This window comes from Flavobacterium piscis (assembly GCF_031457575.1).
Lineage (GTDB): Bacteria > Bacteroidota > Bacteroidia > Flavobacteriales > Flavobacteriaceae > Flavobacterium > Flavobacterium piscis_A.
Genome location: NZ_JAVDWQ010000002.1, coordinates 164146 through 180538 on the forward strand (window position 1 = coordinate 164146; position 16393 = coordinate 180538).

Below are 16393 nucleotides of genomic sequence, written 5' to 3' on the forward strand. Positions count from 1 at the left end.
TTACTGTAATTCATCTATTGAGATTTCTTCTCCAAATGATTTCCACCCCATCCCTTTACATTCGTAATAAACTATTGGAGAAGACCCCTTCATATCTGGATCAGAAAGAATTTTATCAAAGTACTCTTTGCTAGATTCTCCATATTTTAAATCTAATACTTGCTTGTTTTTATATATAAACTCTTCGCACTCATAATCCATGTCGTTATCATTATGTCGGAAATAATACATTTTTGAAGTTGTAGAATCAATATCTATCTTAAGGTAAATGTGCCCATCAAATTTTTTTCCCATAGGTTCTATTATGTTTTAGTGTATAAAGTGTTATATATTAATCTAAAAAAAATCTTTTTATTAAGTGTTTCTTACTTTATAAAATGTTTTGTTATCAAACCTACAAAACCATTTTTTAGTTATTATATGGTTTTCCGTAATTCATCTCCAAAAGTTGCAAAATACTTCTTTTAATGATAAAAAGACCACCGTATAAATACCTGTTTTTGATTTCGAAAGATCATAAAAAAAGAATACAAGATGCAAAATGCATCTTGTATTCTTTTTTTATATCTTAATTATTTTAGACTTAATCAAATTATGCTTAAATACTATTATAGTAACCACTTTACCATCGCGAGAGCTATTATTCCAAAAATAATAAGCAGCCCGCCAATAAAAGTTAGGATACTCTCCCAAAATGGAGTAAGTAATGCACTACGGTAATTTTTATAGCCTTCTGCACCTGAAGGACTTCGGCGATAGAATCTTCTTCTGCCAATAAAGAGTTTAAGGAGAACACCTATAATTAGTGCTAAAACACCGAAAATGATAAGTACTGCATTATCTCTATTCATAGCATTTGCTTTAAAGTAGACAATTAATTAATTCTATTTGCGAAGAAAAGTTGGTGTTAATTCTCACACTAATTTATAAAAAAATATTACAATAATTAATTATTCAGTTTCCAAAAATTGGTCTTTATTAAAATTGAAGATAAAAGAATGATTTTATGAAATTTTTCGAGGAATAAAAAAAGGTCTATTTTTTGGTACTTCTTGGTTGTTCAGCTATTTTTTTTTTAAATAACTCTATGTCAGAAGTTACAATTGAATCATAAACTTTTGAAAAATCTATCAAGGAAAAACCCATTGCTTCAATAATTAAAAACAATGTTAATGAATTTGGAACTGACTTTGCATTAAAAGTATTAGATACAGTAGCTTTTCTGATATTTGCAGTCGTAGCAATTTTATCATAACTCTGCTTTATTGGCAAGTTACCATTGCTTTCAAGTAGCTTCCGTAGACTAATTGAAATCTTAAATATAGTATTGTCGTCCGTCTCTTTTTTCACAACTGCAATTAACATTAACTAAAATAATTTATCGGTACGTTTTGGCGTACCGATATTTTTTAATATATTTGGCTCAGTACTAGTTAATCAGTACGTGTTTTATTAAATTTGCGATTCTTCAATAGAAAACATTTGAAGCATTCGCTTGGAGTCTCGTTTCCGAAAACTGGTAATTTTTAAATGCGCGAGATGATAAGTGTAAATGCTCACGCCTATAAAGGGCGTGGGCTCACTTATTCGCGCATAAGGGTATACCAGTACCTCGGAAGCGGATATGTTGAGTTCTGCGCCTATTTTTTTTCGGCAACATCCTCAACTTCTCGAAGCTACTTCACTATATAGAAAAGAATCGCAGTCGTATGTTTAACCATTATCGGTTTGCCTATGTTGTAGTTTCTTTATTTCATTTTTATAATGCCTGGCCCTGTTTTGGTATCCTGCTGAGTTAGTCAGGGGAAGGGCCGGGTTATTATGCTATCAGCTTTGCCTTTTAGCATTACTACAAAATTGCAAATCGTAAAACCACACAAGAACAAGTTTTAACTTATAAATAACCAAAACCAAATTATGCCTATGATTAATTAATTAACAAGAAAAGCCTTCTAATACTCGTGGTGGAACATTCGTATAGAAGGCGAGAGAAAACCAAACTTTCGTTCAATTTTAATCCTTTTTAAATTTATGAAAAATCTTTCATTTAACAAAGGCAGGCCTTACTGTCTTTGTATATTTATTTTCGTAATACTGCTTTCAAATCATAGTAATGCCACTGGACTAACGTTCAGAAGCTACACGAAGCAGTTACAACATCAAATTACAGGTACAGTTACCGATGCCACTGGACCACTTCCAAGCGTGACGGTCATTGTCAAAGGAACTACAACTTCAGCCGTAACAGATGAAAAAGGCAATTTTTCAATTACGGCTAATTCAACAGACGTACTCATCTTTTCATTTTTAGGTTATGCCACACAGGAAATAATGGTTAGAAACCAAACTTCCATAATTGTGATATTAGCAGAAGACAGTACACAGCTTAAGGAGGTGACCATCAATGCAGGTTATTACAGTGTAAATGACAAAGAAAGAACCGGAAGTATTGCCCGCATTACATCCAAGGATATCGAAACTCAACCTGTAAACAATGTTTTGGCAACCATGCAGGGAAGAATGGCCGGTGTGGAGATAACACAGAACACAGGAATTGCAGGAGGTGGTTTTGAAATTCAAATCCGTGGACGTAACAGCATTAGGTCTGATGGCAATGCTCCTCTCTTTATCATAGATGGTGTGCCGTATTCATCAGAAGCCATCGGCTTTAGCGGGACTATGAGCGTACTGAACACTTTTACAAGTCCCTTAAATAACCTGAATCCTGCCGATATACAAAGTATAGAAGTACTAAAAGATGCCGATGCCACTTCTATTTACGGATCGCGAGGCGCTAATGGTGTCGTACTGGTTACAACTAAAAAAGGTAAAGCAGGACAAACAACGGTTAACGTAAATTTTTCAAGCGGAGTGGCACAAGTAGCACATTTCATGGATCTTCTTAATACGCAGCAATACCTCACAGTTCGAGCCGAAGCATTTCAAAATGATGGCATTACTGAATATCCCGAGGGCGCTTATGATATCAACGGAACTTGGGATCCTAACCGTTATACAGACTGGCAGAAAAAATTATTAGGCAATAGTGCCCAAATTACAAATCTCAGTGCAGGTATACAAGGTGGCAGTGAATATACCCAGTTTTTACTATCTAGTAATTTTAATCATGAAACTACGGTCTTTCCGGGCGACTATGGATACAAAAAGGCTAATGTAAGAACAAGTATCTCACATCAGTCCAAGGATAAACGCTTCCACTTGGATTTTTCAGGCGGTTATACAGTTCAACATAATAATCAGCCCCTTGCAGATCCAACACTTGAAGCAATAACCACTCCGCCAAATGCACCTGAAATGTATGATGCACAGGGTAACATCAATTGGGAGGACAACACCTTTGAGAATAACCCCGCAAGAAACTTTCTGGGAAGCTCACAATCACAAACCTATGATTTGGTTGCTAACATCCAGTTATCGTATAAAGTCTCGCAGGATATTACCCTTAAGACCAGTTTAGGCTATACAGACCTTAAACATCACGAGTCATCCGCTTATCCTTATACTATCTATCTGCCAAATTATGGGCTCGGCGCGGAATCTTCGGCCATTTATTATAATGATGTGGCACGTCGCTCCTGGATTATTGAACCTCAACTTAATTGGAAAAAATTATGGGGCAGGCTTCAGACTGAGTTACTAGGAGGAGCCACTTTTCAAAGACAGGATAACGAGCAGATTGCCATGTCAGCATTAGGTTTCGCCCATAACAGCCTGATGAATAATCCCGCTGCAGCAACCTACCTTACAGTATCAGGCAACGATGAGTCCATATATAAATATCAGGCCCTTTTTGGACGTCTAAATTTGCAGTTGGATAATCGTTACATTGTGAATCTTACAGGAAGAAGAGACGGTTCTAGCCGCTTTGGTCCATCAAATCGTTTTGCATGGTTTGGGGCAATAGGCGCGGCATGGATTTTCTCAAGCGAAGATTGGTTTGTTAAACAGGATGTCCTTAGCTTGGGAAAACTCAGGGCTAGCTATGGAATCACCGGCAATGACCAAATAGGTAATTACCAATATTTGGACAGTTATGGTACCTCGGGCAACAACTATCAGGGAATTCCGGGATTGCAGCCTAGCCGCCTGTACAATCCTGATTTTGGATGGGAAACCAATAAAAAATTGGAATTTGCCTTAGAAACTGGATTTTTACAAGACAAAATTCAATTCACTGCCGGCTGGTACCGTAATCATTCGTCGAATCAACTCGTAGGTGTGCCTATGCCGGGAACAACAGGTTTTCCTTCACTTCAGGCTAATCTTGATGCCACCGTAGAGAATAAAGGCATCGAATTGACACTACAGACGACTAATATACAGACCAAAGATTTTAGCTGGACCACGGATTTTAATTTCACATCAGTAAAAAATAAACTGCTATCCTTTCCGGGATTGGAAAACTCCACTTATTCTAATCAATATGTAATTGGACAACCCCTGAATATCATTAAGCTATTTCACTACACAGGGTTGGATTCACAATCAGGAATTTACACTTTTGAAGATATAAATGGCGATGGTTCTATAAATTCCCCCAGTGATAAGCAGGTTTTGCTTAATCTCAATCCCAAATTTTATGGCGGCGTGCAAAATCAATTCCGGTATAAGAATTGGCAGCTTGACTTTTTGCTTCAGTTTGTAAAGCAGGACAATATCGATCCAAGAAAAATTATTGGTGTTCCGGGAGAAATGGGCAATAGATCGACACAAATTCTCGATCACTGGTCTGTTCCTGGAGATAGCGGTGCTGTGCAGCTTTATACAACAGGAGTAAATTCGGATGTAGAAAGTGCTTTCTTTAATTATGCAGCTAGTGATGCTGTAATTACAGATGCATCTTATATACGTTTGAAAAACCTTCAACTCTCCTATAACCTGCCTGCCAAATGGATAGGCAATACCAAATGCAGGCTTTACTTACAGGGACAGAACCTTTTAACCTTTACGTCTTTTAAGGGACCTGATCCTGAGTTCCGTGCTGTTGGAACATTACCTCCACTTCGAATCCTTACTATCGGCACACAAATAAGTTTTTAAAATATAGAAAAAATGAAAACAAAATTTTATAAAAACACGATGATAAAGGCTTCCTTAAGTCTTATCGCCATATTGCCCCTTATGGGAGGATGTGATAATTTTACAGAGACTGGCCTCACCCCAACGCAGCTTGACACGAATGCAGTATTTGAAAATTCAAGTACTGCTACAGCTGCCCTAACGGACGTTTATGCTCGCATAAGGGAAGCAAGCCTGCTTTCGGGAAAAAACAGCGGAACAGGATACCGCCTTGGTCTTTATGCTGACGAGCTCACCTGGTATGGCAGCACTGCTATTCAAACCGCATTTTATAATAATAGTGTACTTCCTTCTACAGCCGGCCTTGATGTTATGTGGAACAATACCTATTCACAGATTTATGCTACAAATGCTGTTATAGAAGGGGTAGCTGCTTCTCAAACACTGCAAGAATCCGACAAACAGCAATTAACAGGTGAAGCCCTTTTCATACGTGCTCTTGAACATCTTTATTTAAATCAGCTTTGGGGAGAAGTACCTTATATAACCACAACAGATTACCGCATCAATCGTATTGCAAGCCGGGTATCCCAAGCAGAATTCAACCAGAAATTAATAGATGATTTAGAGCAGGCTGCACAATTACTCCCCGATGCATATATCGACATTGATAGGGTAAGGCCCAATTCATTTGCCGCCCGTGCATTACTGGCAAGAGTATACTTGTATGCACAGCGCTGGGCAGAAGCGGCAAACGAGGCTTCAGCTGTCCTGAACCAGACTGAGCTTTATGTATGGGACACTGACCTGAGCCAAGTATTTTTAAAAGATAACGCTACCACGATCTTGCAGCTCAAACCAAGAAATGAAGGATTAAACACAGACGAAGCTTCCTCCTTTTACTTCAATTCAACACCCACTGTGGTAAGCCTGAGACCCGATTTAATTGCGGCCTTCGAAACAGGGGATCTTCGCCTAAGCAACTGGACACGTAAAGTCACCAATAATAACGGTACATGGTACCATGCCTACAAATACAAAGAGCGTACAAATACTGGGAGTTCTGTTGAATATTCAAAAATATTACGCCTCGCAGAGCAATATCTCATTAGGGCTGAAGCCAGGGCTCGTCAGGGCGAGCTTATTGGAGCACTTGAAGATTTGAACGTAATTAGAAATACAGCTGGTTTAGGAAATTGTCTGGCTGTATCTCAGGAAGAAGTTATTCAGGCTATCCTGAAGGAAAGAAGGGTCGAATTGTTTACCGAGTATGGTCATAGATTTATGGACTTAAAACGTTACAACCAGCTTGATGCTGCTTTGGAAACAGTAAAACCAGGATGGGATACTACTAACAGGCTCTTGCCCATTGCGGAAAGTGAGTTAAGCCTGAATCCGAATCTCAAGCCCCAAAATCCGGGTTATTAATTATGAAATATTTTAATCAAAATAGCGTCATACTGCTTTTTTTACTTTTCGTAATTTATGCAAGCTGTCCCGCACAGGGGCAGCCTCTTAAAAGACAGCTGACAGAACAGGATTATAACAAGTGGGGAATGATAAAACCTGGCCCAATTTCGCAGGATGGAAAATGGGTGAGTTGGTCCGTGCATTACGATGAAGGGCAAGATACTCTTTTTGTTGCAGCAAGCAGTGGCAGGAAATGTTACAAATTTGCTGCAGGCCGACAAGGCAAATTTCTTGGAAATGAAATTTTTTACTTTCAGAACACAGGAAAAAACAGCTGCCTTATTGAGCTAACTTCCGGTAAGCATCACAATATTGGACAAACTGGCAAAACCGCTGTTTGGGAATCATATCTTGTTGCTGCTAATCCTGAATTTAAAAATATAGAAGTATGGAATAACGAGGGCAGTAAATTAAAAGAGATCAAAGACATTAAGCAATTTTGCGTTTCCTCTACAGGACAGACTTTTGTTTATATAACACACACTAATGAAAAGAGCTTGCTGCATCTATCATTATTAAACTCAAAGAAAAAAATTTCTGAAAGTGAAATCAGTTTAGGCGAATATCAAAATCTAACTATTTCGAAACCTATATGGTCTGAAGACAATAAATCTGTATCTTTTTATAGTAAAACCGAGCGCGACACGACAGTATTTTATTTTGACATTAACGCTAATGAGTTAAGGCAATTAAATAACAGCCATCTTTCAAACGAGATGAAAATCGATTTTGACGGAAATCTAAGCCTGACACCACGAGGCGAAGTACTTGCTACAATACGTGATGCTGCATTACCATCAATTGAAACCCCAATAGTGGAAGTATGGAATACTTTGGATAAGGTAATATACCCTAAAGCTCTAGAAACCCATAATTGGAAATATGCCCCTAAAACTTTACTTTGGAATCCCAAGACAGGCAAAATTCAGCAACTCACTACTACGGATTATCCTCAAGCCGCACTTGTCCCCGGTGGGAAATATGCTTTGCTATGGAACACGGATCACTATGAACCTCAATTTGAATGGGTTTCTAATATTGACCTGTACTTATTGAATGTAGAAACAGGAGAAAAAAAGATTCTTCTAAAGAATCAGCAAAACAGCTCCATGTCATGGCAGATATCCCCTGATGGTAAATACCTGACCTACTTTACACAAGGTCATTGGTACAATTATAATTTTTCGAAGGGCATTCATGCAAAGTTGTCACATAATTTTCTGGCTGGCTCAGATACACCAAGCTCTAAGGTAGCACCTAATGCACCTGTTCTCTGGACAAAGGATGGTAGATCGATACTTCTGTGTGATGATTTTGATATTTGGCTGGTATCGGCTGACGGTGGATATACCAAGCGGCTGACCAATGGAAGGGAGCATAATATTATTTTAAGGATACCCCAGCAACATGCCGTTAGTCCTTTAAAACCTATTATCAATGGCTGGGGTAGCTCCAGCGTGGATATGACAAAAGATATTGTCCTTGAGGCCAGGGCCCCTGACTATAGCAAAACAGGGTATTATCTCTTAAAGAAAAATGGTGTACTGGAAACTATAGTTTTTGACCAGTCACGTAACTACAATCTGGCGCAAGCCGGGAAGACCATTAGCTGGTATTCGGAGCGTTATGACAGTCCCACAGCAATTCGTTGCCGCAGAGGAAAAGGCCCAATTGTAGATGTAACGCAAAATCAAAAGTCAATCGCAGAATTTTACTGGGGAGAATCAAAGCGAATTTCTTATCAATGGAAAAATCATTCACTAGGAGGGATATTATATTATCCGGCAGATTTTAGAAAAGGAAAAAAATACCCGATGGTCGTTCACGTATATGAAAAACAATCCCAGCGCTTACATTATTTTATAAGGCCAAGCCTTTACGATGGTGAAGGTTTTAATGTCACAAATTTAACCAACAAAGGCTATTTCGTTTTTCTGCCAGATATTGCGTACCAACTCGGCAGCCCAGGCGATTCTGCACTGAATTGCACTCAGGCAGGTGTGATAGCTGCTATTACAGATGAAGCTGGAATTGATGCTGCGCGGTTAGGTCTTATCGGCTATTCTTTTGGCGGATATGAAGCGAGCTTTATTGCTACCAAAAGCACTATGTTCAAAGCTATTGCCGCTGGAGCAGGGGTTACGGATTTTGCAAGCAGCTATTTTTCCTTGGCAGAAAACTACAATATTCCGGAATATTTCCGGTTTGAAACTTTCCAAATGAGAATGGGAAAACCTTTCCATGAAAACATTCAGGGGTATATCGAAAATTCTCCTGTTTATCAGGCAGCAGGTGTAAAAACGCCTATCTTAATTTATACTGGAGGAAAGGATAAACAGATTCGTCATAATCAAAGCCGTGAATTTTATTTTGCCCTTAGACGATTGGGAAAACCAAGTATTCTTCTTGTTTATCCAGAAGAAGACCATGCCTTTGAAGACCGAAAGACAATTATGGATCTGACCCATAAAATTGAAATCTTCTTTGGACATTATCTTAAAGGACTTGAAAAGAAAGACTGGATGGAACCCAATTTTTAATAGCAATGCAGCCCTGGGGCTGCATTGTTTTTTTGCTATTGTGGGCGGAAAAGCTGCACAATGCATTGGTTGTTCTGATTCTTTTTCCATAAGCGTGTAGCTCCTGGAACATCTCCCACCGTACACATTTGGCTTCCCGTAGGAGAGCACTCGTCGGATGGTTCACAATCGGTAAGATTGCTGTGGCGTATATACCCCACCTCATTAACAAGTGCATTTTTTACCGAATTCTGCGGTGCATTCATCGCCGCTGCTGCGGCAAATCCCATCACTACGACAGGCAAAATGAATTTCAATAATCTTGTTTTCATGATTTAAAAAATTATGGTTTGCAGCCTACTCTTTTTCAGGTTTTCGGCTAAATCCCTGATACCCCGGCCGGGTATATTTAAAACTAATTGCTTTTAGGTAAGTTGACGGACTTTGATTTATATTTATTGGTAAGATCTTTATTAAGAGGTACTTTCGATATCCAATTTCCGCTAAGGGCATATAAAGTTTTTCCCTGTACCATAAAACTGCGCATGGGTTTGTTTTCCACATGGTAGATGTAAAAACTGGAATCGTATGAATTATTGTTTATATTATAGACATCTATGATGCTGGCCTGCCTCCACATCTGTGCATCTTCATATCGCCCGATTAGCTGGGAGTTCACAAATAATAAATTGTCATATGCCGCTGCGGTTCTGTTGACAATAAGAGGAGGTGCCGATAATTTTCTCTCGTGGCGATCTTTTAAATAAGCAACCTTCAAATTAGCCTGATAAACGGTATCAATAGTATGTGCCCTTCCCCTCATTATTAGGCTGCTATCCAATCTGAAAAATTCATTGCGATAAAAATAGATGTAGTGAAAATCGGAAGTATATCCATTTCTAAATAACAGCCCATCACTGTCAAAAATACCATCATGTTGGGATATAATTAGGCCGGGCTTCCATATAGGATTTGCTGAGCTGTTAAAATCCAATAACGCAAGGGAGTTCTGCATTTGTGTGGGATGGATTGCGCGTATCACCATATGAAGGGAATCAATAGGCTCAGCATGAGTAAAAGGTACTTCCTGTTTATCAATTAGCTTTGCCTTCCAATCTTTAAGATTACCACGAAATACGCAAGGCACAGTACCATCGGTAAGATAGAAAAATGGAGGTGCAACCCGAATATGAACTGCCCTGAAAGGCAAATCCATATGATCAAGCTCAATTAGAATACGGTCTACTTTATTAAAGCTCGTATTAATGGCAAGCAACATTCTTGGTGCCAGTGTATTACCAAGATAGATGGTTGATCCGTCGGCACCGGCAAAATAAAAAGAGGAGGATTTAAGATCAAGCTTTTTACTCTCAGGTTCAGAAAATGCAGAATAACGCCGGACAAAATTATTGCGGTGGTGGATAATATCTTCCGACCATACGTAAAGCAGGGCCATTGTTATAATATTAAACACAAATAGTATGAGTATTCTAAATGCTGCTTGTAAAGGTCTTTTGAAAAACTTATCTTCTTTTGATGTCAAATCTAAAATTATCGCCAGAAATAATAGAAGAACGAAGAAAAGATTAAAAAGAAGATGTTCCTGCCAACTAAGCTTTTCCAGTACACCGCCACAGGAACATGGAACATATGATCCGTAATTCAGTATTATATAGATATAAGCTGTGAACATTGCCATTAATGAAAAAGCCAGTACTAATCCCACGAATCGGGTACGGGGTATCGCTAACATTATTGCTATGATAAGTTCGCTCAGCGGAACCAATATAGCAACCCATCCAGCAAAAGCACTTAACATGGGTGACTGTCCAAGCTGTACACTAAAATTTTCAAAATCCACAATTTTACTGACAGATGCATAGACGAATAACAAAATACAAAGAAGACAAATAATCTCAATGATAATATTTCTTATGGATTTAGGTATTTTCATCTCATCAGTTTTAATATAGTAAAAAGCGGCTTTTCTGATACGGAATTATTAATTTCCAATTTATGTTCGACTAAAGCTTTGATCTTCAGTTATAAAGCGAAATTAGAACAATAAAAGAGAAGGATTGTTAACAAAAACAATCCAAAATTTGCAAAAAACGATCCATTTTGCATTGTATGAGAGAATTACAAACAAAAAAGCTGGCATAAGCCAGCTTCATAGTACAAGTATCCCATTTATCTCTTCCGTTCCAGTCTTCGAATGTCATTCTTTAATTCCATAAACATTTCTTCAATACTGCCGGGAGTAATGGTAGTCCTCTTTTTGTCTTTTTTGCCCAGATTACATTTGAATTCCCATATCTGTTCAATCTCTGATGCCCTGACTTCATAAGTAGCATAAAAAGATTCGTCTGATTCCAGTACAAGTACGTTTCTTTTGTTTTTATTCATCCGTTTATAAACAATGCCATCATTTTTAGTAATGATAATGTAAGTCCTGCCGTCAACTACTTCATCAAGTCTTTCTATATATTTGGCAACAATCACATCACCGTCTTCGTGCGGGGGCATAGAATCACCGTCTACTGTAAATCCCCTATGAAGACCTGGTCCCAAAAAAGGAAGTGAAATACGCGGAAGGCTTTCTATATATTCTGGATCTGAATATCCATTCATATAGCCTGCCTTAGCTTTTTGCGTAACAATTTCTATAAAACTTTCACCGTCATTATTCACCATAACTGGTAATAGAACCCTGTTATCCTCAAGCTTGACCAAATCATCAATTTTGACTTTCCTTACGTCAATGCATAGCAGGATGTCAATGCTAACCTGGTAATATTTTGATATCCTTTTCAATATTTCATATGGAGCTTCTGAAGTCCCGTCTTCATACTTTGCATACCTCCCACGTGTTATTAAAAGGCTTGTAGCGACCTTTTCCTGCGAAATTTTCTTTTTCAACCTTAAGCTTCTGATGTTATCGGAAAATAAAGACATATAGTTTTTGTTACAATTTGTATCAGCAAATATAATTTATTTGTTACAATATGTACTAATTTTGTTTGGTACAAAAATGAAGGTTATGGGAAGGGCAATTGTGCACATGGATTTGGATACATTTTTTGTGTCCTGCGAGAGGCTGACCGATTCAAGATTGAATGGTATTCCATTGATTATTGGCGGAGGTGAAAGGGGTGTCGTTGCTTCATGCTCTTATGAGGCTAGAACTTTCGGCGTACGCTCAGCGATGCCAATTAGAATGGCATTGCGGTTATGTCCGCAGGCAAAAGTGATGAAAGGCGACATGGAATTATATTCCCGGTTATCACATGAAGTTACTGAAGTTATAGAAGAAAAAGCTCCAGTCATGGAGAAAGCCAGTATCGATGAATTTTATCTCGACATCACAGGGATGGATAAATTCTACGGTTCATACTTATGGACTAACGAGCTGGCTCAGTCCGTTACAAAAGAAACGGGCTTGCCTATTAGCTTTGCATTATCGATCAATAAAACCGTATCCAAAATTGCAACAGGTGAAGGTAAGCCTAAAGGTAATCTTGAAATACCGGAAGATATGGTACGACCTTTTCTTAATCCATTGTCTATAAAAAAAATACCGATGGTAGGCGACGCCACTTTTCAATTGTTATCGCGGATAGGTGTCAGAAATATCCAGACACTTTCTGAAATGCCGGCTGAGGTACTACAGCAGATGATTGGTAAGAATGGAATCGAGTTATGGAAAAAAGCTAACGGTATCGACAACAATCCAGTTGAACCGTATACGGAGCGTAAATCAATTTCTACAGAGCATACTTTTTTGCAGGATACAATTGATCTCGACAAACTCAAAAGAGTACTTCAGGGTATGGTGGAAAAACTGGCTTTTCAGCTTCGTTCTGAAGGCTGGCTTACCTCAACGGTGGTCATTAAAATACGCTACGCAAATTTCGATACTGAAACCAAACAATGCAGAGTTCAGTACACTTCTGCAGATCATATACTGATGAAGAACGTAACAGACCTTTTCAACAAACTTTACCAACGCAGGATGCGACTTCGACTTATTGGTATTCGCTTCTGCGGTCTGGTTAGAGGAACTTATCAGATCAACATGTTTGAAGACACCGAAGAAATGCTTTCGTTGTACCAGGCAATGGACAGAATGAAAACCCGATATGGTTTTGATGCAGTAATGCGTGGAGGCGGCGCAACATTCAAGCCCAACAATAAAAATGAAATATTAAAAAGAAAAAAATAAGCCATGTACCTGAATTGCCATTCATTTCATAGCCTACGCTATGGCACTATACCGGTTGAAGAATTGGTACAGCTGGGGATTCAATGCAAAGCAGAATCTATGGCACTTACTGACATCAATACGGTAACAGGCATTTACGATTTTATTAAATTATGTCAGGCTGCATCTATAAAGCCCCTCATAGGAATTGAATTTCGCTACCAACATACATTACGATATATTGGTCTTGCCTTAAACCGCGAAGGTTTAGGAGAAATGAGCCGATTTTTGACAAAACATAATTTTGAAGATTCAGCGCTTCCGGTCCTTGCGCCGGCATTCGTGAATGTTATAGTAATTTATCCTATCAGCAATGCCCCGGCTAACCTACAGGAAAATGAATACATCGGTATCAAGCCTGATGAACTTTTTATATTATATAAAGAAAAATGGAAAAACAGATTAGATAAAATGGTGATGCTGCATCCTGTTACAATTAGGAATAAAAAGGAATATAACCTTCATAAAATATTACGTGCTGTTGATCTAAACGTGATAGGGTCAAAATTAACTACGGAGGATTATTGTAATGATTCAGAAACAATGCTGCCCCTTTCAGAATTATTGGAAAAATATACGCTCTATCCTACTATAATTCAGAATACCCAAAACATAATTGAAAGGTGCAATTTTGAATATGAATTCGGAATACCGCGAAATAAAAAATATTTCACCAACAGCCGTGATGAGGATATGCAACGGTTAAGAGAACTCGCCCAGGAAGGAATGGTAAAAAAATATGGACCTGATAATATTATTGCCAAACAGCGCGTTGCCAAAGAGCTAAAAGTCATTGAAGAATTGGAGTTCAGTGGTTATTTTCTCATAACATGGGATATTATTAGGTATAGTATCAGTAAGGGTTTTTTGCACATAGGACGGGGCAGCGGAGCTAACAGTATTATCGCCTATTGTCTGGGGATTACCGATATCTGTCCTATTGAACTGGATTTGTATTTTGAGCGATTTCTGAATGTAAACCGAAAAAGCCCGCCAGATTTCGACATTGACTGGTCATGGAAAGAACGTGATATAATATTAGAATATATCTTCAACCGCTACGGAGTGGAGCACGTTGCTTTCTGCGGCACCAATGTTGAGTTTAAATATCGGTCAATATTCAGGGAAGTCGGAAAAGTATTTGGACTGCCAAAAGAGGAACTTGATGCCCTGGCTAAAAACCCGCTAGAACTTCACGATAATAATAAGGTGGTGAGGATGGTTCAAGAATACGGAATGATGCTTGAAAAATATCCCAATCAGAGAAGTATGCATTCATGTGGGATACTGATTTCTGAAGAGCCTATCATCAATTTTACAGTACTGGAAATGCCACCAAAAGGATTTCCAATAGCACTGTTCGATATGCATGTGGCAGAAGATATTGGTTTTGAAAAATTCGATATTTTGAGCCAGCGCGGAATAGGACATATTGATGATAGTGTCAAACTGATACGTAAGAACCGTGGTATAAATGTTGATATTAGGGATACATCGCTTTCTAAAGATGAGGCTTTATGCAATCAATATTTAGGTCGTGGTCAAACTATTGGTTGTTTTTATATCGAAAGTCCCGCAATGCGCGGGCTTCTCAGAAGACTACAATGTAATAACTATAAGATACTTGTGGCCGCATCGTCCATTATTCGTCCTGGTGTTGCCCAAAGTGGAATGATGAAGGAATATATTTTCAGACACAACAACCCGACACAATTTGAATACTTCCATGAAGTATTTAAGGAGCAGCTCGGTGAGACGTATGGCATAATGGTATATCAGGAAGACGTAATAAAGATAGCCCTGCATTATGGAGGACTTCCCGCTGCAGATGGGGATATTTTGCGCAGGGCAATGAGCGGAAAAGGGAGGTCAAAATCCGCCCTTCAGAAAGTAAAAGATAACTTTTTTGAATGCTGTGAGCGTCAAGGCCATCCTTTGGAACTTAGTCAGGAAATTTATCGCCAGATCGAATCGTTTGCCGGATATTCTTTCTGTAAGGCACACTCAGCATCTTATGCAGTTGAAAGCTATCAGAGCTTATATCTTAAAGTACATTATCCAATTGAATTTATGGTTGCGGTTATTAATAACCAAGGAGGTTTTTACAGAACTGAAGTATATGTGCATGAAGCCCGGATGTCAGGTGCCATAATACATAATCCATGTGTAAATAAAAGCGAATATGAAACTACACTTTATGGTATCGACGTTTACCTTGGGTTTATGCATCTTGAAGGATTGGAAACAAAAGTAGCAGAGCACATAGTTAACGAGCGTCAATTAAATGGAGAATATAAATCACTGGAAGATTTTATAAATAGAATACCGATTGGCATCGAAGGAATCCAAATATTAATATTTATTGGAGCATTCCGTTTCACGGGAAAAACAAAGAACCAGTTATTAGTCATTGCAAGGCTGATACTGGTTAATTTCAAACCTGAAAATCGCAATTTGATGCTTCTTCAGGAACCAGTAAAGGAATACAATCTCCCGGTCTTAGAACGCTCAAGGTTTGAAGATGCTTTCGATGAAATTGAATTATTAAACTTCCCTGTTTCCTGCACGCCGTTCGATCTGCTGCAGACAAAATTCCGAGGCGATGTAATGGCAAAAGACTTATTACAACATCACAAAAAAACGGTAAAAATGCTGGCTTATTTGATCTCTCGAAAGCACGTTCCTACAAAGATGGGCGCAATGTTTTTCGGAACATGGATAGATGTAGAGGGAGAACTGTTTGATACTGCTCATTTTACTGGCAGTCTTAAAGAATATCCCTTTCAAGGAGGAGGATGTTATCTGTTGCTAGGAAATGTGGAGGTCGATTATCACTTTCCTACGATAACAGTAACCAAGATGGCTAAAATGCCTTTTATACCAGATCCAAGATATTCTGAAAGTAGCGAAAAACAATATGATGCGCATAGAAATATCCGCGAAGATATAAGCATGACCCAGAGAGCGCCATACCCGCAGGAGCATGAGATAGGTCTGCCACGACATAAAATGGGAAGTGCCTGAAGATGATCAGTAAAGAAACCACGTAAAAATACTTGTTTTTACTTTTTGAGGTTTTTCCGTAAGGATATAGAAAAAATAT

At 38.5% G+C, this 16393-nt stretch carries 11 protein-coding genes and 1 pseudogene; 5 read left to right on the forward strand and 7 right to left on the reverse strand.

Annotation, left to right across the window (positions count from 1 at the left end):
• The 3 genes from J2W48_RS03705 to J2W48_RS03715 all read right to left on the reverse strand — a co-directional run bounded on the left by J2W48_RS03705 (position 1) and on the right by J2W48_RS03715 (position 1365).
• Entirely contained in the window at positions 1–294 is a 294-nt protein-coding gene (locus J2W48_RS03705; protein ID WP_310278273.1) for a hypothetical protein, read from the reverse strand.
• Positions 295–608: 314 nt separating this feature from the next.
• Complete coding sequence (locus J2W48_RS03710; RefSeq protein ID WP_310278276.1) at positions 609–851, reverse strand: molybdenum ABC transporter permease; 243 nt, start codon at positions 849–851, stop codon at positions 609–611.
• A gap of 184 nt (positions 852–1035) precedes the next feature.
• Complete coding sequence (locus tag J2W48_RS03715) at positions 1036–1365, reverse strand: hypothetical protein (RefSeq protein WP_310278279.1); 330 nt, start codon at positions 1363–1365, stop codon at positions 1036–1038.
• Positions 1366–2031: 666 nt separating this feature from the next.
• Between J2W48_RS03715 and J2W48_RS03720 the strand changes: the two genes are divergently transcribed.
• From J2W48_RS03720 to J2W48_RS03730, 3 genes are read left to right on the forward strand one after another with little or no spacing between them, the layout of a single operon-like run.
• Positions 2032–5061 carry a SusC/RagA family TonB-linked outer membrane protein gene (locus J2W48_RS03720; protein WP_310278282.1) on the forward strand — a complete coding sequence of 1010 codons (3030 nt, stop codon included), beginning with the start codon at positions 2032–2034 and terminating at the stop codon, positions 5059–5061.
• 12 nt (positions 5062–5073) lie between these two features.
• Positions 5074–6468, forward strand: a complete 1395-nt coding sequence (locus J2W48_RS03725; protein ID WP_310278285.1) for a RagB/SusD family nutrient uptake outer membrane protein — start codon at positions 5074–5076, stop codon at positions 6466–6468.
• 2 nt (positions 6469–6470) lie between these two features.
• Complete coding sequence (locus tag J2W48_RS03730) at positions 6471–9050, forward strand: S9 family peptidase (protein WP_310278288.1); 2580 nt, start codon at positions 6471–6473, stop codon at positions 9048–9050.
• A gap of 35 nt (positions 9051–9085) precedes the next feature.
• Here J2W48_RS03730 and J2W48_RS03735 read toward each other — a convergent pair whose 3' ends face one another.
• The 4 genes and pseudogenes from J2W48_RS03735 to J2W48_RS03750 all read right to left on the reverse strand — a co-directional run.
• Positions 9086–9361 (reverse strand): DUF6520 family protein, encoded by a 276-nt coding sequence (locus tag J2W48_RS03735; protein WP_026726920.1) that lies wholly within the window; start codon positions 9359–9361, stop codon positions 9086–9088.
• Positions 9362–9444: 83 nt separating this feature from the next.
• Positions 9445–10983 carry a DoxX family protein gene (locus J2W48_RS03740; protein ID WP_310278292.1) on the reverse strand — a complete coding sequence of 513 codons (1539 nt, stop codon included), beginning with the start codon at positions 10981–10983 and terminating at the stop codon, positions 9445–9447.
• Between the two features lie 236 nt (positions 10984–11219).
• Positions 11220–11762 carry a S24 family peptidase gene (locus J2W48_RS03745; protein ID WP_310279145.1) on the reverse strand — a complete coding sequence of 181 codons (543 nt, stop codon included), beginning with the start codon at positions 11760–11762 and terminating at the stop codon, positions 11220–11222.
• Positions 11763–11858: 96 nt separating this feature from the next.
• Positions 11859–11984, reverse strand: a pseudogene (locus J2W48_RS03750) (helix-turn-helix domain-containing protein); the annotation flags it as partial.
• Positions 11985–12069: 85 nt separating this feature from the next.
• On the opposite strand from J2W48_RS03750, the gene dinB reads away from it, so the two are divergent.
• Together dinB and J2W48_RS03760 are read left to right on the forward strand one after the other, a co-directional pair.
• The gene (gene dinB, locus J2W48_RS03755) at positions 12070–13251 is read left to right on the forward strand and encodes a DNA polymerase IV (protein WP_310279147.1); all 1182 of its coding nucleotides are present in this window, start codon (positions 12070–12072) and stop codon (positions 13249–13251) included.
• Between the two features lie 3 nt (positions 13252–13254).
• Positions 13255–16314 (forward strand): DNA polymerase III subunit alpha, encoded by a 3060-nt coding sequence (locus J2W48_RS03760; protein ID WP_310278297.1) that lies wholly within the window; start codon positions 13255–13257, stop codon positions 16312–16314.
• The last annotated feature ends 79 nt before the right edge of the window (positions 16315–16393 follow it).

Coding starts and splice junctions, on each gene's coding strand:
- J2W48_RS03740 (WP_310278292.1), bottom strand. CDS start 10,983: ATGAAAATACCTAAATCCATAAGAAATATTATCATTGAGATTATTTGT.
- J2W48_RS03725 (WP_310278285.1), top strand. CDS start 5,074: ATGAAAACAAAATTTTATAAAAACACGATGATAAAGGCTTCCTTAAGT.
- J2W48_RS03760 (WP_310278297.1), top strand. CDS start 13,255: ATGTACCTGAATTGCCATTCATTTCATAGCCTACGCTATGGCACTATA.
- J2W48_RS03730 (WP_310278288.1), top strand. CDS start 6,471: ATGAAATATTTTAATCAAAATAGCGTCATACTGCTTTTTTTACTTTTC.
- J2W48_RS03735 (WP_026726920.1), bottom strand. CDS start 9,361: ATGAAAACAAGATTATTGAAATTCATTTTGCCTGTCGTAGTGATGGGA.
- J2W48_RS03715 (WP_310278279.1), bottom strand. CDS start 1,365: ATGTTAATTGCAGTTGTGAAAAAAGAGACGGACGACAATACTATATTT.
- dinB (WP_310279147.1), top strand. CDS start 12,070: ATGGGAAGGGCAATTGTGCACATGGATTTGGATACATTTTTTGTGTCC.
- J2W48_RS03705 (WP_310278273.1), bottom strand. CDS start 294: ATGGGAAAAAAATTTGATGGGCACATTTACCTTAAGATAGATATTGAT.
- J2W48_RS03710 (WP_310278276.1), bottom strand. CDS start 851: ATGAATAGAGATAATGCAGTACTTATCATTTTCGGTGTTTTAGCACTA.
- J2W48_RS03720 (WP_310278282.1), top strand. CDS start 2,032: ATGAAAAATCTTTCATTTAACAAAGGCAGGCCTTACTGTCTTTGTATA.